General features: G+C 47.4%; 22 protein-coding genes and 1 riboswitch. Of the genes, 10 read left to right on the forward strand and 12 right to left on the reverse strand.

What is annotated here, in order from left to right:
- Positions 1-453, forward strand: a complete 453-nt coding sequence (locus B8987_RS07890; protein WP_242940646.1) for a GNAT family N-acetyltransferase — start codon at positions 1-3, stop codon at positions 451-453.
- Between the two features lie 284 nt (positions 454-737).
- Complete coding sequence (locus tag B8987_RS07895) at positions 738-1,658, forward strand: hypothetical protein (RefSeq protein ID WP_020375544.1); 921 nt, start codon at positions 738-740, stop codon at positions 1,656-1,658.
- Between the two features lie 62 nt (positions 1,659-1,720).
- On the opposite strand, the gene B8987_RS07900 is transcribed toward B8987_RS07895, so the two are convergent.
- Together B8987_RS07900 and B8987_RS07905 are read right to left on the reverse strand one after the other, a co-directional pair.
- On the reverse strand, positions 1,721-2,599 hold the full coding sequence (locus tag B8987_RS07900) for a M56 family metallopeptidase (protein WP_176213193.1): 879 nt from the start codon (positions 2,597-2,599) through the stop codon (positions 1,721-1,723).
- Complete coding sequence (locus B8987_RS07905; RefSeq protein ID WP_084661195.1) at positions 2,568-2,954, reverse strand: BlaI/MecI/CopY family transcriptional regulator; 387 nt, start codon at positions 2,952-2,954, stop codon at positions 2,568-2,570. The genes B8987_RS07900 and B8987_RS07905 overlap by 32 nt, the downstream gene beginning before the upstream one ends.
- Before the next feature lie 70 nt (positions 2,955-3,024).
- Here B8987_RS07905 and B8987_RS07910 point away from each other — a divergent pair, with 70 nt between their 5' ends.
- Together B8987_RS07910 and thiC are read left to right on the forward strand one after the other, a co-directional pair.
- Positions 3,025-3,477: a signal peptidase II gene (locus B8987_RS07910; RefSeq protein WP_020375547.1), complete on the forward strand. Its 453-nt coding sequence runs from the start codon at positions 3,025-3,027 to the stop codon at positions 3,475-3,477.
- 625 nt (positions 3,478-4,102) lie between these two features.
- Positions 4,103-4,210, forward strand: a riboswitch (TPP riboswitch).
- Positions 4,211-4,299: 89 nt separating this feature from the next.
- On the forward strand, positions 4,300-6,045 hold the full coding sequence (gene thiC / locus B8987_RS07915; protein ID WP_020375549.1) for a phosphomethylpyrimidine synthase ThiC: 1,746 nt from the start codon (positions 4,300-4,302) through the stop codon (positions 6,043-6,045).
- 148 nt (positions 6,046-6,193) lie between these two features.
- Here thiC and B8987_RS07920 read toward each other — a convergent pair whose 3' ends face one another.
- Both B8987_RS07920 and B8987_RS07925 read right to left on the reverse strand, forming a co-directional pair.
- Positions 6,194-6,532: a DsrE family protein gene (locus B8987_RS07920; protein ID WP_020375550.1), complete on the reverse strand. Its 339-nt coding sequence runs from the start codon at positions 6,530-6,532 to the stop codon at positions 6,194-6,196.
- A gap of 166 nt (positions 6,533-6,698) precedes the next feature.
- Positions 6,699-7,082 (reverse strand): winged helix-turn-helix transcriptional regulator, encoded by a 384-nt coding sequence (locus B8987_RS07925; RefSeq protein WP_081700555.1) that lies wholly within the window; start codon positions 7,080-7,082, stop codon positions 6,699-6,701.
- Positions 7,083-7,649: 567 nt separating this feature from the next.
- Between B8987_RS07925 and B8987_RS07930 the strand changes: the two genes are divergently transcribed.
- The gene (locus B8987_RS07930; protein ID WP_020375552.1) at positions 7,650-9,689 is read left to right on the forward strand and encodes a P-loop NTPase family protein; all 2,040 of its coding nucleotides are present in this window, start codon (positions 7,650-7,652) and stop codon (positions 9,687-9,689) included.
- Between the two features lie 134 nt (positions 9,690-9,823).
- A complete protein-coding gene (locus B8987_RS07935) occupies positions 9,824-11,131 on the forward strand; it encodes an outer membrane protein assembly factor BamB family protein (protein ID WP_020375553.1) in 1,308 nt (435 codons plus the stop codon).
- 37 nt (positions 11,132-11,168) lie between these two features.
- Here B8987_RS07935 and B8987_RS07940 read toward each other — a convergent pair whose 3' ends face one another.
- Together B8987_RS07940 and B8987_RS07945 are read right to left on the reverse strand one after the other, a co-directional pair.
- Positions 11,169-11,759, reverse strand: coding sequence for a PilZ domain-containing protein (locus B8987_RS07940; protein ID WP_020375554.1), 591 nt, complete (start codon positions 11,757-11,759; stop codon positions 11,169-11,171).
- Between the two features lie 152 nt (positions 11,760-11,911).
- Entirely contained in the window at positions 11,912-13,657 is a 1,746-nt protein-coding gene (locus tag B8987_RS07945; RefSeq protein WP_139793499.1) for a WD40/YVTN/BNR-like repeat-containing protein, read from the reverse strand.
- A gap of 333 nt (positions 13,658-13,990) precedes the next feature.
- Here B8987_RS07945 and B8987_RS07950 point away from each other — a divergent pair, with 333 nt between their 5' ends.
- The 4 genes from B8987_RS07950 (at position 13,991) to B8987_RS07965 (ending at position 17,902) form a co-directional block, all read left to right on the forward strand.
- Positions 13,991-15,292 carry a cytochrome P450 gene (locus tag B8987_RS07950; protein ID WP_020375556.1) on the forward strand — a complete coding sequence of 434 codons (1,302 nt, stop codon included), beginning with the start codon at positions 13,991-13,993 and terminating at the stop codon, positions 15,290-15,292.
- Positions 15,293-15,422: 130 nt separating this feature from the next.
- A complete protein-coding gene (locus B8987_RS07955; protein ID WP_020375557.1) occupies positions 15,423-16,295 on the forward strand; it encodes a hypothetical protein in 873 nt (290 codons plus the stop codon).
- Positions 16,296-16,460: 165 nt separating this feature from the next.
- Complete coding sequence (locus tag B8987_RS07960) at positions 16,461-17,333, forward strand: NAD(P)/FAD-dependent oxidoreductase (protein ID WP_020375558.1); 873 nt, start codon at positions 16,461-16,463, stop codon at positions 17,331-17,333.
- A gap of 35 nt (positions 17,334-17,368) precedes the next feature.
- Positions 17,369-17,902 (forward strand): mismatch-specific DNA-glycosylase, encoded by a 534-nt coding sequence (locus tag B8987_RS07965; RefSeq protein WP_084661196.1) that lies wholly within the window; start codon positions 17,369-17,371, stop codon positions 17,900-17,902.
- On the opposite strand, the gene B8987_RS07970 is transcribed toward B8987_RS07965, so the two are convergent.
- From B8987_RS07970 to B8987_RS07995, 6 genes are all read right to left on the reverse strand, one after another.
- The gene (locus tag B8987_RS07970; protein WP_084661197.1) at positions 17,859-19,334 is read right to left on the reverse strand and encodes a sodium:solute symporter family protein; all 1,476 of its coding nucleotides are present in this window, start codon (positions 19,332-19,334) and stop codon (positions 17,859-17,861) included. The two genes, B8987_RS07965 and B8987_RS07970, sit on opposite strands and share 44 nt — an antisense overlap.
- Before the next feature lie 55 nt (positions 19,335-19,389).
- Complete coding sequence (locus B8987_RS07975) at positions 19,390-19,596, reverse strand: hypothetical protein (RefSeq protein ID WP_020375561.1); 207 nt, start codon at positions 19,594-19,596, stop codon at positions 19,390-19,392.
- Positions 19,597-19,643: 47 nt separating this feature from the next.
- Positions 19,644-20,648 (reverse strand): hypothetical protein, encoded by a 1,005-nt coding sequence (locus B8987_RS07980; protein WP_084661198.1) that lies wholly within the window; start codon positions 20,646-20,648, stop codon positions 19,644-19,646.
- 11 nt (positions 20,649-20,659) lie between these two features.
- Entirely contained in the window at positions 20,660-21,208 is a 549-nt protein-coding gene (locus tag B8987_RS07985; protein ID WP_020375563.1) for a macro domain-containing protein, read from the reverse strand.
- 312 nt (positions 21,209-21,520) lie between these two features.
- Positions 21,521-22,786 (reverse strand): EAL domain-containing protein, encoded by a 1,266-nt coding sequence (locus B8987_RS07990; protein WP_081700556.1) that lies wholly within the window; start codon positions 22,784-22,786, stop codon positions 21,521-21,523.
- A 146-nt stretch (positions 22,787-22,932) separates the two neighbouring features.
- Positions 22,933-25,008 carry a YhgE/Pip domain-containing protein gene (locus tag B8987_RS07995; RefSeq protein WP_084661199.1) on the reverse strand — a complete coding sequence of 692 codons (2,076 nt, stop codon included), beginning with the start codon at positions 25,006-25,008 and terminating at the stop codon, positions 22,933-22,935.
- Positions 25,009-25,045 lie beyond the last annotated feature (37 nt).

Here is a 25,045-nt window from a genome sequence, read left to right on the forward strand (position 1 = left end):
ATGAATAGACTTGTGGCATCGAAAATATCCAGTTGGAAATATAGTGAACCCTATGATTTCTACAACATGAATGATGATGCGGGAATGGATGAATTGCTGAACGGGACTTACTTTAAGGTTCACGAAGACGAAATGCTGGTAGGATATTGTTGCTTTGGGAAATCGGCTATAGTGCCAATAGGATTGCAGTTCGGTGCCTATCCTGAAAATGGGACTGTCGATGTTGGGTTAGGGATGAGACCTGACTTAACAGGTCAGGGGAGAGGTTACGTTTTTGTCAGTTCAATTTTGGAATTTGCTATGGCTGAGTATAATTCCAACCACTTTCGATTGACTGTTGCGCAATTCAATAAGCGAGCTATTGCTTTGTATGAGAAGCTTGGGTTCAATCCCATTATGGTTTTTCCCATGGGTGATGTCGAATTTTTAACAATGGAAAGAAGAATTTGTTAACCAGATTTCTGTCACTATTTCTGTCACTAAAGAGGACATTAGCGTCCTATCCCGCACATCCGCACAATCACTTTTGACAGGTTGAGCGGCTACACATGATTCCGATCAATAGGAAAACGACTCGGTTCATTCGGCGAGCCATAACGGTCGATCAATCGTGAAATACAAAGACCCCGATTTCTTACGGAATTTTCATTAGCCATCATCAAAATCAGTGTCATCACTTGCAATGAGGGAAAGAGAAGTATAGACTACAATATGTAGTTTATACAAGGAGGACCTTTATGAAAAGAACATTTGTGATGATTGCTGCGGGATTGACCGTGGCTTTGGCGGGATGTGGTACCAGTCAAGCGGCAAAGTCGACGCCATCTTCGATGACGAAAACATCTCCCTCATCTTCGTCGATGTCTAGTACCTCGCCATCTTCATCTATGTCGTCATCGGGATCGACCACTCAGGCTGTCGCAGAAATACAAACTAATAAAACAGCGCAAATGGTCGAGGCTGGTAATACGGCAACATTTGTTTTAACGGCGACCACAGCGAGCGGGAAACCGGCCAAAGATTTACCCGTCACATTTTATATTGGACCGATGGTGCCCTTGAGTGGCAAAGGTGTGAGTACCTGGTATACATCAGGAACGTCTCAAGCTGCCAAATATATCGCGAGTTATTCAAAAACAACCAATAGTCAAGGACAAGCGACTATCACATTAACAGCCCAACCGACGAAAAGTATGGAAATGGTCGGAGTCAAAATTGGAAGCTTCAGTACTTTTAACCCCACAGCTATGAAAGGCGCGGGATTATTAGATGCTTGGTGGACGACTTCCGCAACCTCCCCGACAGCACCCATCGGTGATTATGTCGAGGTCACACCGTTTGCTAAGGTGATAAAGCCCGGCCAGAAAGAGACCTTAACGATAACGGCTATGAGTCCCCAAGGACCTATTTCCGGGGCTAAGGTCGATATCATTCCCAAAACTCCATCCGCATCGTCCTCGATGGGTGGAAACTCGTCAATGGGCGGCGGCATGAGTTCTTCGGGTGGCATTACGATGACGACGAATTCGCAAGGACAAGTGAGCTACACGGTGACAGCACCTTCGACGTCGATGGCAAGTCTTCCCGTTCGTATTGTGGTATCGAACAATATGGAGCGGGTCGCCGGAGGAATGAATGCAGACGTGGTGGCGCAATAATGAAGTCCCATGGCAACGCTTTGAGACAATTTTCTTCTCGGAGCGTTGTCGTTTTTTAGGATTTAGTGACAGAATAAACTTAATGAGGTAATCGCTAGCACTGCAGAGGTGGCGAAAGGAATCAGGGCAGCAGAAAAAAGAGTCCGCGCTTCGGGCGACAAGGGCACAGTCTCGGAATTGATCAAGGCATTAATACGAGCCTGCCAGACACTATTCCATGCAGTTTCTCCGGAAAATTGGGAATGGGGCTGTTCTCGTAATGCATGAATTGTTGTGACCATCGCTTGCATTAAATGATCAGCCGTGTGTTGCCAGACAATAGCAAATTGATCGGCGCGAATTTCACGGGCAGTCAGATAAAACCGATAAACCGATTCCAAGGGTAGCCAGGGAAACGCCCGTAAAATCACCAAGAAGATTTGCTGCAAGGCATAATCATGAGAGCGCACGTGATGGACTTCATGAGCTAAGATCGCCGTTAATGAGGGAGCATCAAGGATTTGATGAAGGCGCCTGGAAATTACTATGGTGGGATGAACAACGCCATAGGTAAAGGCATCGGGACTTTCCCATAATCCCATTCGAACAGCAATTTTTTGGTTAGCGAAAAATGCTGGCAAATCGCTTAAGGGAAATGGAGCAAGTTGGGGCGCTATCCGCTCGATGGTTTGACGACTGTTTTTGACGATGGCGTAAGTGGCATATCCCAGACGAAGAAAATAAGCGAGCGACAATAGGATGAAGACGACGAAAAGAACGGTTAGTCCACTAGGGGATGTGTCAGGTTTTTGCATCATGCTCCATGCCATGTGGCGGTAAGTGATAACAGCGGCTAGGATGAGAAGCAAGCCGGGTAAAAGAGCTAGTCCCAAAAGAGCGGTCGCCCATGTATATGCGGATTGCGAGACTTTACTGATGAGATTTTTCTTGGGTTCTTGCACGGACAATAGCCTCCAATTTAGCCAGAGCATCAGGATCGAGCTCATCAATGGCATCAACAAAGTGCACTAATCCGGACTCGCCAAATTCGGAAATCAAGGTTTCCACCGATTCCATCGCCCGGGCTTTGAGCACACTTTCGGCCGGTGCAATTTTGTAGACATAATGACGAACGCTGCCGCCACGCACCAATATTTTTTGGGAAACCAAACGGTTCATGACCGTTGCCACTGTGTTAATCGACACCGGTCGTTTTTGTGATACTGCCTGGTGCACACTTTTGACCGTCGACTCTCCTTGAGTCCTAATAATTTGAAGAATTTGATTGCGCAAATGATTTTTTGGAGCCAATGGCATACAACCCTCGCAATGTCGGTAAAGTTCCTCCAAGTCTTATATTATTGTAACATTTCTTAGGAGGTAATTTATGAGGTCGGTTCACAATGTTACGCGCTGGGCTATCATTTCAGGGCTGGTTATTTATGGACTCATAATGCGCTTGGCATGGCATTACTATCCGAGAATTGGACAGCCTGGCATTATTCTCAATCACGGTATCGCCTTTGGGCTATTTTCTCGCCTACCCCAAATTGGCGTGATTATGGCAACGGCAGCTGTCATTGGGATTCTTCTGATGATGCTGTGGCGTATGCCATCTGTGCGCTTGCCAGTTTCCTGGATTTTGGCTGGGGCTATAGGTAACTGGACCGACCGTATATTGTGGGGCGGTGTTGTCGATTATTGGCAGCTTAGGCCCTATCCTTATATTTTTAACTTGGCCGATTTGGTCATTCGATTCGGCTTTATCTGGCTCGTCATTCGAGTTTATAGGCAATTTCGAACAGAAGAATCACTTTGGCAATCACGTTCTAAAGTATGATAACGCACAATATACTGATCACATAATTGGCTATAATGAAGCCGTAGGGTAGTGTCGTCTGTATTTAGCATTCGCCACCGCCAAAACTCCAAAACCAGGCGCGTATATACAAAGCGAATCGTCCGCATCCATTGTTTGAACATGGTTACCCTCTTTTACTTTTCAACTGATAATCCACAAATATTGCCGATTTAAACGCTCTGCGAAATGGTTTTTATTCATCATAAAACTGTGATTTATTATTGGCCGTAATTGCCAAAAAGTCTATAAATCTGCCGGGAATTTTGCCAAATTTGCCAAAGAATCGATCGCATAATTTCCTAATCTTCGTCAACAACGATCTTTTTTATGTTCGACAAGGCTAGATTTTTGACGAAAGATGACAAAAATTAGATAAAATCGCCAGCTGTCAATTTGAGAAATCACGGGGATCTTGTCCGTCATTGTCTATGAGACAAAAATGAGACACACGAGAGTGCAGCTTGTGATACCATCACGTTAGCTGGCCGGCTAAAGTTTTTCCGATCAATGCTTCCCAATAAATTGCTTCATAATATAAATTGCTGCAATAATCTTGCGTAATTTGCCAAGATTCCTCTTGCCATATGCTTCAAGGACCTTCATAGTAATACATAACGGGAGCTCGGCTAACCGGGCTGAGAGGGTGGATTGGCCACCGACCGTCAACCTGATCTGGGTAATGCCAGCGGAGGGAACAGATTTTGATCCTTTTAGCCCATCCATTCATAAACTTTCCCTACTGCCTGGCATATGTGACCGGTAACCCGCGACTGGCGGCGTGTGAAAAAAAGGGGGAGCTTTATGGCAACAACACCAAATGCGTATCACGTCTTTCCGGAAAGTCAAAAAGTTTATATTACAGGTTCGAGACCTGATATTCGCGTGCCGATGCGGCAAATTCGGCTCACGAATAGTCAAACATTTCGGGTCTACGATACTTCAGGTCCTTATACCGATGCTAGCTATGAAGCCGATGTGCGCCAAGGTTTACCACCTATTCGGAGTGCCTGGATTCTAGAGCGCCAAGATGTGGAAGAATATGAAGGCCGCCAGGTCCAACCGATTGATGATGGTCTCAAAACGCCTGAAGATATTCGAGCTCAAGAGACGGCTCCTGGACTTCACCGCAGGCCCTTGCGTGCGCGGGCTGGAAAAAACGTCACGCAAATGCATTATGCTCGTCAAGGTATTATTACTCCAGAAATGGAATTTATTGCTTTGCGCGAAGGATTTGACCCCGAGTTTGTGCGAGAAGAAGTCGCCCGGGGACGTGCGGTGATTCCTGCCAATATTAATCATCCTGAGTTGGAGCCGATGATCATTGGCCGTCATTTCCACACCAAGATTAATGCCAATATCGGCAATTCGGCTGTAGCGTCCTCGATTGAAGAAGAAGTGGACAAAATGCGGTGGGCCACATTGTGGGGTGCGGATACGGTGATGGATTTGTCCACTGGGAAAAACATCCATACTACCCGGCAATGGATTTTGCGAAATTCGCCTGTGCCCATTGGAACGGTGCCGATTTATCAGGCTTTGGAAAAAGTTAAGGGCAAAGCGGAAGATTTGAGTTGGGAAGTCTACCGCGATACGTTGATTGAGCAAGCCGAACAAGGTGTCGATTACTTTACGATTCATGCGGGGGTCAGGCTGCAATATATTCCCCTCACGGCTAACCGGGTCACAGGAATTGTGTCGCGTGGTGGCTCGATTATGGCAGCATGGTGTCTGTACCATCATAAAGAAAACTTTTTATACACGCATTTCGAAGAGATTTGCGAGATTATGAAACAATACGACATTACTTTTTCCCTTGGGGATGGACTGCGTCCGGGATCACTGGCTGACGCCAATGACCGAGCACAATTTGCGGAATTAGAAACCCTTGGAGAACTAACGGAAATTGCATGGAAGCACGATGTCCAAGTGATGATTGAAGGCCCTGGACATGTTCCAATGCACCTTATTAAGGAAAACGTGGAAAAGGAAATGGAGATTTGTCATGAAGCCCCATTTTACACCTTAGGGCCCTTAACCACGGATATTGCTCCAGGCTATGATCACATTACTTCCGCAATTGGAGCCGCGATGATTGGATGGTTTGGCACTGCCATGCTCTGCTATGTCACCCCCAAAGAACATCTGGGTCTACCCGATAAAGATGATGTCAAACAAGGGGTGATAGCATACAAGATTGCGGCTCATGCAGCGGATGTGGCCAAAGGCCATCCCCGTGCCCGGGAATGGGATGACACCTTATCCATGGCGCGGTTTGAATTCCGGTGGCGAGATCAATTTAATTTGTCCTTAGACCCTGAGACTGCTGTGGCTTTTCATGATGAAACCTTGCCCGCTGAACCTGCTAAAGCTGCCCATTTTTGTTCTATGTGCGGACCCAAATTCTGTTCCATGCGCATCACTCAAGATATCAGGTCATGGGCTAAAGCGCATGATGTGAATGAGGAAGAAGCCATTGCCGTCGGTCTTCAAGCAAAAGCCGAAGAGTTTAAACAACAAGGTGGTAATCTGTATCCGCCGGTGAAATAAGATTGGGATAACTCTCATCTCATAAAAAAGATCCGTGGTATGATCACGGATCTTTTTTGATCTGTCGTCCGAGGATTTCTTCTAAGGGATGCGTTCTGATAGGCTTTATGATTTCGCACCCATCATCCGAAGAGTCTATGAAATGAGGTTATACGCCGACGATTTGATAGCCTTGTTCAACAAGACGAATGAGTGCTTCGCCAGCGGGTTCCATCGTAATGCCTTTAGCTCCCACACGCTCGGTCACGCCATATTGATCAGCGTTGAAGGGACAAGCGGCCATAGGAACACTGCCGTCGGTTAAGGCCTTCAGAGCCTGTTCAATTTGCTCGTCAGCTTGTCCAGCGAGTTGAACGCCAGGACCAAAGAAGTAAACTTGAATATCTTGCCCACGATTAGCCTTGAGACGGCCGGCGAGGACGATATTAGCGAGGGCCTTGTCCCGTAAATCGGGCCCAGCGGTAATCCAAAATGCAATTTTTGCCATGATAAACCTCCTTGGATAGAGTTACAACTTGTGATTTGACGAAAATTCAAAGCGCTAAATCATTGGGATGATGAAAATTTCATTATGCGCTTGCCATTACTATACAATAACAAGTAAAACAAAACAAGGGCAGAACGCAATCCGTTCTGCCCAGCAATGGGGGAGCTCATGATGACGAGGACGAGGACGCGTTGTCATCCAGAGGCAAATATTTTTCCCCGAATGTTTTAAGCGCGTCTAAAATGGGCATTAAAGCCAGTCCCTTGGGGGTTAAGGCATATTCTACCCGGGGCGGCTTTTCAACAAAGCGGGTGCGACTAATCACGCCTTCACGGGTGAGCATTTTTAATCGCTGGCTAAGAATTCTTGGATTAATTCCCGCTTGTTGCAATTCCGTGAAGCGCTTTTGTCCCGTGGCTAAATCCCGTAAAATCATAATGATATAGACATCTGCAAATAGCATGGCTGTCCTTTGAATAGGACAGGTAACATCACGCCACGATTCCATCGCCCTCACCTCAATAATCGACAAAAATATTTCTATGCTCACTATACACCATTCCCCCTTAAGCTTATGCTTTCTTGGAGAGTGGCTGACAATCCCCGTTATTTTCATTTTTTTGTAGTTTATAGGTGATTTGGGTGGATATCGTGCAGGAATTTTGTTAATAAATGGCGAATAATTATCAAAAGAGCAACTTTACTCATCGAAATCCGCGCGTCTTTCGTGATGCTATTCAAGCATTTGTATCGTGAATGAAATCACAAGATATCGATTGAGGATTGACGAGTTCGCCAAACATCTATAAAAGCCGTAAACATCAATAGAACGCAAACACATAGAACAAATTAACAAATTAAGGAAGTTTCTCGAATGATGACACAAATTCTCACGGAACAAGGATGGTATTTCACGTGATTAGCTTTCAAACCTTCATAAAAGGTATTAGGGGATGGGGAGAGGATCTCTTCTTAATCTCTACATCTTCTTACCGAAAAGAGCTCATGACACTCAGCATAAGCTGACCTGTTGGAGTATGACTCTTTTTCAACGGCTGTTGTTCTCCCCTAAGACATCTTATTATCGAAATGGTTTGAAAGAAGGCTAGGTGCTTCCATGACATGGTTAGCGGATACAGCGTTTGAAGAATCGGAACGTTTCGTGGGTCGGACCAGTGAATTGCAACAGTTTCAGGCCTGGCTTCATGATTCTCGACCCCTTACCCAACTCTGGGATGTGCACGGCATTGCGGGGATGGGCAAGTCGACTTTATTATGGCAATGGATGGCAAATGCACGCCGTCAACAAGTGCCGTCAGTGTGGATGGACGGCCGTTCTTGCCCTAAGCAACCGGTGCAATTTCTTGACCACCTCTTTGACATCACGGAAAATGTCCTGCCGATTAGCCCGCGCAAAAAAAATTCGTGGCCTGAACGATTTCTTTGGGTTATCGATAATTTTGATGATCTTGAGTCGCTTGAAGCCTGGTTGCGAGAAGACCTTATTGCGCGGCTGCCAGAACAGGGAGGTCTTCTCGTTTTTGCCTCCCGCCGGGGACTGTCTGCACATTGGCATGTTCATCCCATTTGGGCTTCTCGGCTGCGAAAACTCCCCTTGAAGCCGTGGACGCTGTATGAAGCCCGCACATACTTTCACCGACTGGGATTAAAAATGACGGAGGAGTTGCAGCAGGTGCTTCGCCCATTACATGGTCATCCTTTGTCCATGGCAGTGGCCGGAGAATATTTTACGCGCCGAGGCACCGTCATGAATAAGCGGGACTATTCCTTTTTGGAAACCATTACCGCCGAATTATTGCGCGAAGTGACCGATTCCCAGCTTCATCCCTTTTTAGATATTTTAACGGTGTTACCGTCTGCCAACCAAGATATGATAACGGCCATTGCCGAGCCATTGGCGATCAGCACGCAACAATATCGGGATTTAAGCCGGCTATCCTTTGTCCGGCTGGTGCCTTCGGGACTGGCTCTTCATGATGTGGTACGTTCTCAGCTTTTAGCATCGATGCAAGAACATCATCCGATGACACTCAAACAGTTGCGCTTAAAAGCCTTGGATTATTTAGGCACTTTATATCGCCAGAGTCAGTCAGGCAGCGAAAAAAATCATCTTGGCTATCTGTTACTGGAGATTACCGCACAATCTTTGCCGATTTCGAGTCCTTACGCCAATATTGCGGCGATTGACGAGATTGTGCGCGAAAACCAGTTAAAGGAGGGTGACCTGGAGTGCCTTCATACCATGATCGAGCATTGGGGACGCCAAAGTTTGGACATGCCCAGTTTAGCTGTGGCCCATGCCTTTTTAGATGATATCGCCCGCAATATCGATGATGGGATTCGGATATTCCGGGCACCTAGTGGGGAGCCAGTAGCCTTTTTTGCGAGCCTGCCCCTGTACCAAAAGACTGTAGACCTTATCGAGCGCTATGTGCCTGGCAGTGTTGCCCGGTATTTTCCTCATGATACAGAGTTTCCTCGTGATAGGGACCAGGTGGACACGTTTTTTGGTGTCCTTGTGGGCGTGAAACCCGATGATCCCCGCTACCACCCGCATGATTTGTTAGGGATTTTAATTCGGGATGGGCTATCCCACCTCGGGCGCGGACTTCGCGGTGTGATTGGGGTTAGTGAACCCAATTTTAAAGAGTTACTGGAACTCTTAGGCTTTATGGCCCATCCCATTGATGCGGAGCAGGGCATTTATGCTTTTACTTTAGACATGCGCCAGCGTGATTTTTTGCTGTGGGTGGGTTCTATTGTGCAAGCTTTGAACCGACCAGCTATCCGGATGCAGTATCCCGTCGATGAAAATTTGCTGCGGCGGGTTTTAAAGGCGTTACACGATCCCGGGGCTTTTAAAAAAACGGCGATTGCTGATATTTTAGGGTGTCAACCCGAAGAAGCCCGCTACATCCTGCAATCTTTGCTGACCAAAGCGCCGGTTCCGCCTCTCACGGAAAATGAACAAAATTTGTTGCGGTTAACCTTTGTCGAACGCATCGGCAATGCGGACTCTATTGCCTTAGCTCTACATTTGTCGCGGCCAACCTATTACCGCATGTTGAAACAAAGTCTGGTAAACTTATGCACCGTTTTGCAATCTGGCGACTTTTTGTCAGCCACTTTAGAGTAAAGCGAAGTCTAACCGTATACTTACTCGGATTACATCCTGTCGTTTTCAGCTAGACTTCAGGCTCGGAATCTTTCTCCTCTTTTATAATGAGTATTAACCATTATGAGAAAGATTATGAAAGGATCTTGTAGCGGATGAAATGGCATTGGCCTGCCCTTGTCTTAGGACTTGCAGCAATTGGAACGTTAGGTACATTCGGTATTACCCATTCGGAAAATATGTGGCCGCAAGTGGCTGACCAGCAAATTGGAGCATCGGAGTGGAATATGTTTGGAACGGGACCATCGCATGATGCGGTCATTGAAAATGGGCCGAACCAGAATCTCAGCGTGAAATGGACGCGTCAATTTTCACAGCCACTCATGCAGCCAAGTGTTGTCCGTGGTGTGGTTTACGTTGGGGGAATTGGGAACAAGCCCGCTGTCTATGCTATCGACGCCAAAACGGGTAAGACCTTGTGGAAAACCGATGTCAATAATCAAGTCATGACCACTCCGGTCGTGCATGATGGAATTGTTTTTGTGGGATCAGGCAATCATAATTTTCCAATATCTCACGTGCCCCAATATGGTGTACAGATTATTCGAGGTAATGGTCCCAGTGCCATTTATGCTCTAGATGCACGAACGGGCGCCATCTTATGGAAACATGAAACACAAGGCGAGGATATGCCCACTTTTGTGTACGCGAATCACTTAGTGTATGTGGCCAATGGATCCGATGAATTATTAGCTTTAAGCCCGCTGACAGGGCAAACCGTATGGAAACTGTCTTTGCCTTCTTATGTCAGCATGTCCTCCCCGACTATCGTGGGCAATATGATGTATTTTGGGGGAACGCATCCCGCCGCCATATATGCCATTAACCTCCAAACGCATCAAGTGCAATGGATGCACACCTTACCCCATCCTTTAGGAGGATCCGACGATGTGCCACCGGCGGCGGCCGATGGCATGATCTATTTCGATTATGTCCAACAAGTGCATAATGAGCCACATGAAGTGGTTTACGCGCTTAATGCGCAAAATGGCCATACGGTGTGGACCGTTGATGAAGGAGCGGGAACAATTCCAGTGGGACCCAATGGGGGACCACGAGATGAGACCGGAATTCCCACGATTTATGGAAACAGGTTATATGTCAGTAGTCCTTTAACGGATTCTTTTTACGCGTTTAATTTACAAACAGGTGCATTAGATTTTAGTGTGCACTTTAAGAGCCAAATGACCCAGGGCCCTGTCATCTATCAAGGCGTATGCTATGTGGGCGATGTGCACGGAAACTTTTATGCCATTAACGCCACAACCGGAAAAATTCAAGGAAAACTCCACTTTCAAGGGGCCTTTATGCCCTCCACGCCGGTGTTAGTGGGGCAAACCCTTTTCATTGGCGATAAAGCGGGTCAATTTATGGCGATTCCGTTATCGGAATTTGCATCATAAGACATATTCGAGACTTACCGCGTGGTCGCGAACCATGCTAGGGCTGGGAATCCAAGTAAGCTCGAAATAATTGGTAGTCACGCCCCATAACAGGATTTAGACGTAGCGCCATGTCAAAGAGACGGGGCTGTCCACTTTCACGGCACCGCAAAACGGTCCCGTTCATCTTAATGGTGCGCGTGGGTAACTCCAGAATAAAATCGACCGTTGTTCCTTCCGTAAACGCCATCGGCACTTGACATCTGAGTCCATCCACCGAAACATCCTCTGTTTCGGTGGTAATTTTTCTCCATTTCAACGGTCCCTGGGGGATAAGCATGGGAATGTGGAGATGATATCGCCGGGTGCGGCGATTTTCCACCGCTTGGGGCTGGTCTTGCATGGCGGCGACAATCATCGGAGAGGGGCCAAGATCAACACGTTCAACAATCCCTTGTTGTTGCCAATGCGTGGCATACCATTGCCACTGCAAGAATATTGGCGTTTGTGGGGGCGGCAGTCTTAGCCCTGTCACGGGAGTTTGAATTTCCAAATAGACTTGTTCTTTCAACCGGAATTTCACTGTGACGTTAATGCGTTGATCGGCATAGAAAAATTGGGCAATATCATTAACCGATAAGGTACTCACGGTGATTCTCTCCTTAATATCGACAATAAGGGCAATATTATGATGGCAACAAGACCAATATCTTTATGTCTTATCCTAAATCACAGCTTTTGTTTCTGTCTTGATTTTCTTCAGAATTTTAAACCAAAAATTGTTGATTTGGCCGGAACAGGTCATGAATAGTGGTGCCATAAGACCGCCATTTTTGCTGTGGCCACAGGATTTTGGGATCCGGCACTGTGGTTTTTCAAGCGAATCAGAATGGAATCATCGAGCCAATCGAGTTGAGTTTCAATATGACCTTGTCCCTGGTTTTGGACAACCATAAGACCAGGAAAGGCCGGAAGAAAGTGAGTATGTAAATAAAGAATGAGAGGATTAATGACGGGCCCGATCAGTGCCTGGTGAAATCCCACAATTTCTATAGTCCATTCCCCTTCATGCCAGATTAAGATCGGGAAATCCGCGTCTTGTTGACTTTCACCCGTAAAAGTGGGGGCGCTGGAGGAATAGACATATCCCCTAAGACCGGTGAAAAGAGAAATTTGTTTGGGCTGTCCCTCAGGTGTTCTCCAAAAATCATTGTGTTTGATTAATAACGGGATGATAGCCTGAGGCGGTTCGATCGGATATTGGTCAAGAGACCACATAATCAGGGGGACCTTGGCGAGATGATCTTGCAAAATTTCTGGACTGTTAATGGGGTAACTTTGCTGGGTGGGCCATAACGTCACATGATAGCCTGTTCCCTGAGCATTGACATAGGTGGTAGCGGAGACCGTAATGGATGACGGTAAGGGAATTTGCCGGGGTCCCCATAAGGGGAGTGTCGTGCGTTTGGCCACCTCGTGAAGTGCCTGCCCAATGAGCTGATGAGACGATAGATAAAGGCTGATGGGAGCGAGGTGGGAAAATTGCCAGTGTTCTCCCCCGTCACGGGTTACATATACGGCTTCTAGATGGGAACTGGACAGGGGGACGAAAATTTGACCAGACTGTGTTGTGGAGAAATGGATAATGGGACTTTGATGTCCGGACCAAAAAGACGGTGGTAGAGGGATTTTTTGTTGAGACCATATCCGACCACCATCATGGGTTTGATAAACGAAAAGTTCGGGAAACACGGCACTCAGTTCGGCAATAAATCCCGTTTGAGAATTGGTAAAGAGCATGGATGCGTTACCTGTTTGGTTAGGAAAGGCGAGAAAGGACGTTTGAGTCGTGGTCCACTGCGACATCTTTTCCAAAGTCCACCGACGACCATTATCGGAGGAATGAAAGAGATAGAACATTTCATTGTCTGTGGCAATGCTTCCCGCAGCCAAAAACCATTCATGATGGCCGACTTTTGCGAGAACGCTTTGGGGAGTCTTCATCAAGTGCATGACACTATCTGTCGGCGTCGCTAACGACCTGGTGTGCCAACTGTTGATAATCCGTTTGGTGAGTCCCCTATCTGAATTCTTGAGGATGACTGTTAGCGTTAAGAGATCACCTTGTTGGGTCATTATCTCTTTAGATTCACTAACACGGGACCCTAAATATGTTACCGGCGTCTTGAGTTGGTAAGGGGAAGCCATGTTTTCGGAATTGATGGGAAACCATGCGGCTAAAGAAGATGGGGGTGAGCTGGTTAATATCACTTCACCCGATTTTCCTTGATAAATTCTTTTAACAGGTGAGGATAATCCTGTTTGTAACGACCATGCACGCGGAATAACGAAGGTTGTTCCTCTCCATGAATGTTGGCGCATACGTGGCTTGGACTGTTGTGTTGGTGAGAGTACCCTGTGAGATGGGATAAGCTTTACAGGGCCATAGGTCGAATTGGCAGCGAGATGCCCTGAACCTGAAAAGCCACAGCCAGATAACGCTATGCACAGGCCGATCCATCCGAACTGCCTATGCCGCCGTTGCATTGTGGCTTTTCCCTCCAACAACCCGATCGTCATGCTAAGATTTGTGTGGCACGTCAAACATAACAGAGAGATGTTCGTCATTTACATCGTATAAGAGTATGTTACTGGTTTAGAGCATGCAGGGAAAGAGCATTTTGTCAAATAGCCAAGAATATTTTGGATTTATGTCATAAACCGTGAAAATGCTGGTGAGAAGCCAAACAAAAGGAAAATATTTCATGCCATGAGCCATGATGAGGCAAAGCATCCCAGTGCGTTTCCAAGCTATCTGGTAGCATGTAGAAGAGAAAGGCAAGAGAAAGAAGCCGGGCAGGTTAGAAAGAAATCAAAGAAATGGGGCATTCGAGTACGAATCAGCTTCCACGCACCAATATTACACGTCTTTTGGCGTTCCACCGAGATCCTTTGGGATTGCTGTCGAATCTCGCCCAAAGTGACCTCCCATTGACGCATTTTCGTATGGGTCCTTGGCCCTTTGTGTTGGCCGCAGGAGAAGAGGCGGTCTATCAAATCCTGGTTCGACACGGCAAGGAACTCGAGAAAGGTCCAGGCATGGATCAAAAAAATCCTTTAATCGGCCGTGGTCCTTTAATTGCTGAAGGAACACTGTGGCGGCAAGAAAGACGGGCGGTGCAACCAGTCTTTGATCACCAATATTTTGAACATTATGCGCACCAAATTGTTCAGATCGTAACCGATTATGCCAAGATTTTTTCCGACGGTCCTAAGCAAGTCATGATGGATAACGAGATGTTGGTTTTGACACTAAAAATTGTTGTGAGCACATTATTAGATGGTGAGCAAGATCTCGAGCTATTACGCCAAATTTCTACTGATGTTCAAGCCGTCATGACCTATTTTTTCCGCCGCTCGCGTAGTGCTATTCGTATACCGTATAATTGGCGATATCTGGGACCCAGGTCTTATCACCGGGCTGCACAAGAATTGACCCGGTGGATCAAGCAACTGCTCATGGAACATCCCAAGACTTTGATGGTTAGGCGACTTCAGGACGACCTGGCAACGGATGACGATGCAGTGATACAGTCAGCTCTCACCGTGGTCATGGCAGGACACGAGACGACTGGTCATGCGTTGGCTTGGACCTTTGGACTTTTAGCGCAAAATCCCGGGGTACAAAAGACCTTGCAGGATGAGTTAGAGACGGTGCTAGGAAGAAGAGTCCCCACAATTCATGATCTGGATGCACTACCTTTTCTGCAGTCTGTTATTCGAGAAGCCCTTCGCCTCTATCCTCCGGTGTGGCTTATCAGCCGGAAAAATCCGCAACCTTTAACGGTTCTTGGACACACTTATCGCCCTGGGACGTTCTTTTTGGTTAGCCCTTATGTCACCCATCATCTACCTGGACTCTACCCTGAACCCGATAGCTTTAACCCCGCACGGTGGCTAAATCAGGGCCGAATTGATCATCTCATGTCATATCTCCCATTTGGCCATGGCCCTAGGCGGTGTGTGGGACGCGATTTAGCTCTTATGGAAATGGCTTTAGTGGTGGCTGTCATGGTGCAAAGATATTCGGTATCCATGCCCAAAGACTTTATCATGCGTCCCTTACCTAAATTAAGTTTGGTTCCGGCTCACGGCATGCCCTTAGTGATTTCACCACGGTAGGTCCATCCAAAAAATGGATAAAAAAGAAGGTTCTGCAGGGTTTTCCCATTGCGAGGGACAACGCCCGGGTGCTATAATCACCAAGTTATGAAGCATCGGCACTTGACAGTAATGAATAGGAGGTGATTGTATGTGGGAAGATTACTTGGAGCAGGCTACCGCAAGCATTGCCAATAAATATCATCGCCGCCGTGCCCAGGCAAAAATCCGGCAGCAATTACTTTCTATTTGGGCTGAATTGACCCATACCGGAATGGAATCACCACGGGCAATGGTAGAGGCCATGGAGATGTTGGGTGATCCGAGACATTTGGCGGAAAAACTAGCCACGCCGCTACGCCAACAGCGAGGATGGCTCTGGTTGGTTTCGTTTGCCCAGTTAATGGCGGGGTTGGGACTGCTTCTGGTCTCGTTTCGCACCGCATCTTTAGCGGATATGGCTGTGGGACGTGTTTTGACGTTGTGGGGATTTGCGACGACGGGATTTAACACGTACCACCACAAAGAGCTGTGGGCGAACTTGAAAATTGCTTTACGGAATTGGCGGCTATCACTAACCTGGGTCACATGGGGCCAAAAGGCCCGCATTATTGCGGTGTCAGCGATAAGTGGGATCTTGGCGGCGGTACTATGCAGTTTACCGTGGGAGTTTGTGCCGAATACCGTATTTCACCCGGTGATGGTATCCGATTTCTTGGGGCTTTTTTCGTTTGCTTTGGCCGCTTGGGGACCCTATTATGTATTTCGCCGCTCGATTGCGATGGCTTTTCGCGATATTACCTGGCAAATTTGGGCCGCTTTAACTTCAACTGTGACCTATACCACGTTAGTGGTGGTCAATGGCCAATTTGTTCCTCCGCCGTTCTTCAATTGGCAACCAGAACTTTTCATTTTGGGAAGTTTCGTGTCGTTCTTTGCTGCGCTAAGGGTCTATGCCTTTTTCCTCGCCCTCAAAGAGCGCATTGAACCGTGGAGCGACGATGAAATTCGTCCAGCAATTTAACGGAGAATGTTCACAAGAGCGAATGGTCCGGTTCCATCGCTCTTGCTTTTTGTCTTGTCAGCTCCGTGTGAATGATGCGGCGTTAGGCTCGTCTTACCCAGGTTTTCTCGCGATTTAGGAATATGATAGGATGACTTATGACATGGCTGGAGGCGTGTGGATTTTATGGCTCAGGTTGCCGTAATTGGCGGAGGACCGGGAGGAGTCTCGTGTGCCATTTGGTTAAAACGCCTGGGATTAGAACCGGTTTTGTATGAGCGGGGGCATATTGGAGGACAACTTCATGACATTTCTTTGCCTATTCCGGATTTGCCTGGAGAACCTCTGATTACCGCGCGCGAGCTCATCGAACGGCTTAAGCATCATCTAAAAACCTGGGAAATTCCCGTCTTTGAAGGACAAGAAGTTATCGCTTACCGTGATGATCAAATTCTGGTATTAAAGAGTGGGCAAGAAGTCTACTATCCCCATATTGCCTATGCCCCGGGGCTTAGGATTCGGGAACTTGATATTCCCGGGCGAGAGTGGATTACCCAGCAATCCACCTCAGAAATTCTTAATATGAACACCGATCTGCCCATTCTCATAGTCGGAGGAGGAGACCGCGCTTTTGAGGCAGCGATTCGTTTAGCTCAAGCTAAACGTCCTGTCATTCTCATTCACCGGCGCGATCATTTTCGGGCACGTCCAGATTTCCAGGCCAAGGTGCAACAACTTCACATTCCCATTTATGTGCACACCCATTTACAATCAATTGAGTCCGTGCCGGGTGCCCTGATTGCTCATGTTGAGCAAAATGGTCATGACCTCTCATTTCCGGTGTCCGTGGTTATGGTGCGTATTGGCATGGAACCCGATATTCAGCCCGGGTTATGCCCTTTACCGATATCCGATGTCGTGCCGCTATGGCCACGAGCCCATGTCCGCTGTTTAGGAGATGCAGTCAGTCCAGTGCCGTTTCGCTCGATTGTAAGTGCCTATGCCTCGGGGATGATGGCAGCGAAAGAACTGGTCATGAATCTTCGCCATCATGCATAATTTGTTGATAAAGATGGCCAAGGGAGGGACATGCCATGGTGCCAGATATTATTGCCCCAGGTCTTGATGTGCTATTTGTCGGCTATAATCCCGGAGTGGCCTCAGACAGTCAAAGTCATCATTTTGCAGGACCCGGTAACTTGTTTTGGGCGTTATTAGTGGATAGCCAATTCACCCCTTATCGCTTGCGCCCGGAGAATGATCGGGACTTGTTGTTGTTTCGTCTCGGCATAACTAATATTGTGGACCGGATGACGCCCTCTTCCACCGATTTGTCCTTGCAGGAAATGAGCCAGGGAGCTCAAGGTCTTGCCGAGAAAATTCGTCAATTTCAACCCAAAATAGTTTGTTTTTTAGGGAAAGATATTTTCCGGGCTTTTATGGGCTATAAGCGTTCAATGCCGGTGTCTTGGGGCTATGTTATGGCTGACAATAGGGACGGGCCAGGATTTTTTGTGGCTCCCAACCCGTCACGCCGATCGACGATCCCTTATGGATTACGCTTATATTACTTTCGATCTCTAGCTAATATTGTGAGGTACGGGGTGCATCCCCATATAATGCCGTGAAATGTTGGATTTCAGCGCTCTGGGGATGATAGGTCAAACGGCTTACGACCCAAAAGACGACGGTGTTGAGGACTAAAGCCATAAACCCGGCATTCATGCCCCAGATAATGCTGTGATGGGAGAGCAATAAAGACCCGTCAACAACCCATCCCACGATCATCCCCCAAAATGCTCCATATTTTGTGGCGCCGCGCCAGAATAAGCCTCCAATCACAATAGCCGGGAAAAGTTGGGCGATAAAGTCGTAAGCCACCAATAAAATCGCCACTAACAAAGACGGAGTGGCTAAAGCCAGAAACAACGCCAACGCGGTGAGCGGGAATACGAGCATTTTGGTCAAGCGATAGATTTGCTGTTCCGTGCGAAAGGTCAAATCACCCCATACATTTTTGGCGATGAGTGAAGCCGAGGTCATGATAATCGGCCCGGCCGGAACTAATGCCGCAAAAATAGCGGCCACAACAAAGAAGGCAAAAAACGGTGTGGGAAAGAGACGACGGGCTAAGATCAGGACCACATCATTGCCATTTTGATGACGACCTAAAACAATGAGGGCGCCAAACCCGATGATGATGACGGCAACCTTTACCAGTTGGTATAAAGGCATAAATACGGCTTGAATCTTTAACGCTCGCGGACTTTTGGCGGTATACGCCACACCAAACCATTGGGGCCACATCCATTGTCCCAATCCGGTCATGATCACCGTGGTCACCAGCCACAAGAGCCCGGCGTTATGCGTTTTGCCGGGTAATATCATCACCTGGCCTAATTGGGTTCCAAACGCTTTAAACATCGGCTCAAACCCATGAAAGTCTTTATAGGGAAAGACAATAAAGAGCGTACCTAATGCCACAATCATGAAAATGTCTTTAATCACCGATTGCCAGGCATTACCGCGGATGCCGCCAACATAGACGGCAAGGGCTAAAATGAAAAATCCTATGATGTCCGATACACTCACCGATAACCGGCTACGGCTAATCACATGAAAAATCGCACCGAGACCTGTGATATTTAAGTCAATATACGCAATCATAATTATAGCGGTGGTCAAGGCTACAAAACTGCCTAGGGTCTTGGACTGGTAACGGCCGGCAACGAAGTCTGCCTGGGTTACGTACCGAAACCTGCGACCTAAGATCCAAATTAAAGGCAAAATCATAAATCCTAAAGCGTAGGCCACATCATTCAGCGCCACATTGTAAAATACGGGTCCTCCTTTAACGTAAGCGTACCCAGCAAGTCCCTGAAAGGTAAAGGCCGTGTAAATTTCGGTGCCCAGTAAAAACCAAATCAACCATGGCCCCATATTGCGACGATGAACCAGCCAACCTGCTAAGGACGCTTGTGACTCTTTGGCGCCTGTCACCATGCCGAGAATGGTTAGCAGAATGACTGCCACGGCGGCGCTAACAATGACAGTCTCCATGGACAATGCTTCTCCTTTCCCCTACAAACTCTTTAGAGGGATGATCACGGGGTGTTTAATGACGGTTCTGGGCGCGATCGATGAGATAAAGCGTTCCCAAGATGACTGGTGTTAATAGGGGCACCAACGTATACCAAAATAGGATGGCAGGCATTCCCAGAATATAGGGATAAACCCGGTTAAAATAAACAATGGGACCGAGTAAATATAAGGATGCCACCAGAAACAAGCCAATAAGCCAACTGAGAAATTGTACACGCATCGACTATCCCCCCGGTGATTAGGGTATGAGGGGCATCCTGATTGTTGCTAGGAAATGATATGGGACAAGAGAATAAATCCCTGGGAAGTTTGGAAAATGATACCCCGAGGGCTTTGACTAAATAGGCCGGTACTTTGCGGCAAGGGATGAAGATTATCACGGACAAGGGTGACGAGTTGTCCCGACGGGTCGAGATTGTTAATGACCAAATGTCCTGATGAGATCCCAATTTGGGGTTTAAGTCCGGTTTGCCAGCGGTACCACAAAACCCTATTCGGGGTTTTGACAATGAGCAGGTACGCCGGTAACGCCGTAGGCCGCCTGAGCAAGAGGGCAATATTATGACCATAAGATAAGGAATCGACGAGTTCGGGCCATCGTGTGGCCCGAACCGTGGCAATGGGCGTGGCATGACCCGTGATGAGCGAGACTTGTTCTAACTGACCCTGATCATCCACGACGAAAGCTTGACCATGGAAAATAAAAGGATGATAGCCAAAACTCAAGGCGGATGATAAAGACAGCGTACGAAGTGGGGTATGGATTTGCCACTGCTTTCCGACGTGAACCACATAATCCAAGACGTTATGAGATGTAAAATACCCGGCCACCGCATGGGGAATCAGATTTTGCGTGTGATTGGCATGAAGGACAGTAATGCCTTGGGGTGTGCTCCATGCAAGAATTTGGCCATTGGGAGCATAAATTAACTGGCCCACAGGATCAGTTGGTGCATTATTCAAGGGCAGCACCTGATTATTGACAATCCACCGAGCCTGTCCGTCATGCAGAATATAGGTAAGCTGCGAATGCTGTGTGATGGGTAAATACCAATCCGTCCCCTTTAAATGGTGCGGGGGAAGAGAAAATGTCTCAGTTTGGTCTGATAGCGGCGATGTTAGAGACATGGCCTGGTTGTGATGAGGGCGAATCAAGGGGTTGGGGGTTGCCCAGCTTGTGACGGGAACCACAGAATTCTGATGAATCACTGCAGCAACGATCATTATGGCAATCGCAATAACACCAAACCCTATCCACCACCAACGTTTCACAAAGAGCCTCCTCAATCACGGTGAACTTGTTGATCATAGGTTACCACAGCTTGGTGCATTGCGGCAGCCGCCTTGTCAGGAGGGATGCGCCCTACTCCGGTGCCATATGCGGGAACACTCACGCGAAGAATACGGGGATGTTGATAGACCACTTTGAGCAAGGCCAAGGTGGCAAGATAAATGGGTTCTTCGGATTGAAGGACCATAGGATAGGGCATAGTGGGGACCAAAATCACCCAACTAGGCAGGCTATAGCCACTCGGAATGACCGCTGCTTGCCCAACGGGCATAAACCCATGATATAATTCCGCGATAAACTTGCGGGCAATCTGGTCGATACCTGGCAAGCGTTGGGCAATCGCCCTATCGAGTCCGCCTCCCATCCCCATATGACTGTCTGATGCCGTGGACCACGCATCCACATCGGATCGCAATACGGTAGATTGATTAATTTCAAAGCGGTCATCAGAATCAAAATATTTATGCCAAGCAGTTACCATTTTTGGATCCGGAGCGCATAACACAAACTTCTTATGTTTATTATTGCCAGAAACGGTCATGACTCTCTCCTATTCAACCCCTGTAGTACACACCATTATCTATGTGAACGTTATGACCTTTGTGATGTCGATGAGATGGATAGAATTACAATCCCATAATTCATAGCGCTTGACAATGCAAAAAGAGAGAGTTTACCAACTCTCTCTTTTTATGGAATCCGATCCCTCAACCAATTCCGTGGCACGGCCACAATCCATTTCCGTGCGTTCCATTATTTATAATATACTGAGTCAAACTATAAAGTCAAGTTTGGCCAACAGAAAAAGATAATCAGTGTCAATTGATAACGGATAGCGCAAAGCTCAAAAATCTTAATAGGGTTGAGGAAGTAACAAACTCATCAAATACGCTAATCCCTTGAGAATTTGCAGTCTCCCATCACTCCATTTATAAGGTCCCATATAATCAGCTCCCAGCACACCCCAGGTGGGTTTGCCGATAGGGAATAACGCTACCGATTCCGGAAAACTGAGGACATGCATAATGGGGCCATGCATGTCTTCAGGGACATCGGTTTTCTTTTGTAAGACAACGGGCCCATTTTGTTGAAAAGCTTTAATCGCTAAAGAAGGAGAGTCCCAGGGAATCACATCTTGATACGAATGGCCCAAACTAAATATGGGCAGAAGACCTTCATCCGTGGCACGTAAAACGGTCATGGCTGTCGGCTGCAAAATTTTAAAGGCGGTGGCCATCATCGTCATCATTTGCTCTTTGGGTGTTAAGTCGGTTTCTACTAGATGTTCCATCATGAGTGCCCAGTGGGTACGAAAGGGATCCAGTCCACTTAAGGTCAAACTCGAGGATTCAAGAATTTCTTGTTGACGCTGTTGAATCGCCGTAATGATTTCTTTTGATGGGGACATCACCTGGTCCCAAGTGACAGGCTTGGCAAAATAAAATCCCTGGCCGATTTCCACGCCCAGATCTATGCAGGTTAATAGTTCGTCATGCGTCTCAATGCCTTCCGCAATCAACTGGAATCCTAAGAACCGGGCCATATGACTGACGGAGGCGATTAAATTGCGTTTGACGGGATACATGTGACACTGGGCAATAAGAGAACGATCCAATTTGACGAAGTTGGGCCGGACCGCCACGAGTTTTTCTAAGCCCGAGTAACCAGTGCCAAAATCATCGAGAGCAATCGTGCCACCATGGTGACGAAAACGTTCCACAACCTGATTGACGACGTGCCCGACCCAATTGCCACGCTCCGTAATTTCAATGATTAAGGATCCGCTCGGACAAGATTGGATGATTTCGTGAATTTCAGAATCCATTAAAGAGTCTGGGTGTAGATTCACAAATAAGGGGGTGAGTACGTCGTGAACTTGGATGAATTGCGCAATCTTGCGGACAATGATGCGGTCAATATCTACGGCTAAACCTTGGGTAGAGGCTTGCTGAAAAAACGCTTCAACAGCAATGGGCTGGTTGTGTTCATCAAGAGGTCGCGTTAAAACTTCGTAACCCATCACATGACCACTAGATAACGATATGAGCGGCTGAAATACGAGATAGAACCGTGAATCTTGAATCCATTGAGCGATATTCGGTAACGCTGTTGGCATCATATCTGCAGCTGACGTAGCCTGTCTCTCCTCGCCGAAAATGTACTAGGTCCATTGTGCCGGATCCATGTCGTTTTTGTCCATTTTTTGTCGAGTTTTGGAAAAAGAAAATCCCCGGAAAAAATTCCGGGGATCACAAACCGAAACGATTAGAGGGATAACGACGTAGAGGAAGATGGTTGTTGTTGGCCATCAATACTTTCCCCAGGCGCCAAAGGGGGAGCATCGAAAGCGAGACGTCCTGGCACAAATCGCATAATGGCCCATGTTGCAAGAAAGGTCAGTGTCAGCCGGATAATATCGGGCATAAGGACTGTGCTGTAACTTCCGGATAAGGCATAGCGCATGACATGAATTGCCCAGGTCATCGGTAAATAAGGGTGAATGACCGCAAAAAAGTGTGGCGACAATTCAATGGGATACGTGCCGGCAGAACCCGAGAGTTGGATGACAAGTAAAACAATCGCAAATAAGCGGCCCCCATCTCCGAATTTTTCTACGAGCAGGCGCATAATGGCCCACCAGGTCAATCCTACGAGCGTCATGATACCCCAAAAAGTGAGGGCATATCGGGGACTTAACGGTAATAGCCATAAAATCCCCGTGGTCAAAATGACAATTTGGGCGAAGGCTAATCCTAACGAAACCCACTGACGCGTCCGCAGCCCTTTTTTGTCGCCCCCAGGCACTAATACCGTTACCACTAACGCGCCCACCCACAGGGATAAGGCGAGAAAGTAGGGGGATAAACCGGTGCCATAATTGCCGGTCCCGCCAATATTGGTCATGTGAGTTTGAATGGGTTGACTGGCCCAGTTCAAAGGCTTTTTGGTTTGCTGTAAACCCTGCGCTAATGTCGATAAGTTATGGCTAATCGAAGGTATTGGGCTCATGAATTGGTTCACCGCTTGCGTGTATTGATCAAGATGGGATCCTAACGATGCGAGCGAATGATTCATGAGCACTGCCCCGTCGGTCAATTGGGCTAGCGAGCTTTGTAGTTGTTGGCTACCAGAACTGAGTTTCTGATTAGCCTGGGATAGCATTTGAGATCCTTGGGACAACGCCGCCGTCGCCGTGCTTAACGAAGTAGCCCCTTGCGTGAGAGTCGCTGTACTTTGCTTGAGGGCATGGCTGGCGTCAGAGAGTTGTTGAGATTGACCGGCCAATGTGTTGAGCCCTTGACTTAACTGGCTGTTTTGTGTGGCTAAAGTTGTAGATAGTTGGGTGATTTGGGTCGAAGAGGCGCTTAACTGATTTAAAATAGCCGCCAACTCGCTGAGGTCGGCGGGATTGTTTGGGGCTTCTTGGGCTAAACGTTGAGCTTTGGCAATCAACGCGTGTTGTTGATCTAACGCCTGGGATAAACCCAAGGTGCCCTGCGACAATTTACTGCTATCACTTGCCAAGGTTGTGCTGCCTTGAGCCAGTTGGTTAAACTGACCGAAAAACGTATCGAGACCTTCTTGTTCCTGCATTAATCCCGTACTTAACTGATGAGTGTGTTGAGCAACATTTGCCAAATGTTGGCTAAACTGCTCCGACTGCGTCGCGATGTGATGCATGCCTTGAGACAGTTTGACGAATCCGGTAGAAAGGGCGTGGCTACCTTGTGCCAGTTGCTGGCTGGCTGTGGTGAGTTGGGTTGCCGCCTGAGTTAAGGCTTGACCTCCTTCATTGATCCCTTGGACATGCTGGGCTAATTGGTGTGTGCCTTCATGGAGTTTTATTGCCCCGTGCTGTAAGAGGGTCATCGCTTGTAGTTCTTGATGAGCAATTTTCGTTTGAATTTGGCTGGTAACGTCTTGGGTAATGGAATCGGCTTCTCGGGTCATTAAGATACCGGTGAGATAGTTCGTACCAGGATCAACCGCATAGTCCAAGCTCGGGGCCTTATCCGTCAGCAGATCCCGGCTGTAATTGGGTGGAATCGTGATAATCATATCGACTTTGCCGGATTGCAATAGATTGTTCGCTTCTTTAACCTGAGAACCCGACAAAATATCAGTATGCCAATTTTTAGGCAGACTCTTTATCAATTGCTGTCCTTCATGATGCCCTTTATAACCCTGGTCTTGGTTAATGATCGCTAAGGGTAAATCATTAAGGTGGCCATAGGGATTCCAAAATGCACTTAAGTACGAGCCGCTGTACAACAGAGGAACGACAGCGACCGCAGCTAAAGCGAGCCATCCTTTCATCGTGTGTAATAATGGCGAACGCAACGGGATACCTCCTCTCAATCTATACTGACTAGTCAGT

Source organism: Sulfobacillus thermosulfidooxidans DSM 9293 (genome assembly GCF_900176145.1).
GTDB lineage: Bacteria > Bacillota > Sulfobacillia > Sulfobacillales > Sulfobacillaceae > Sulfobacillus > Sulfobacillus thermosulfidooxidans.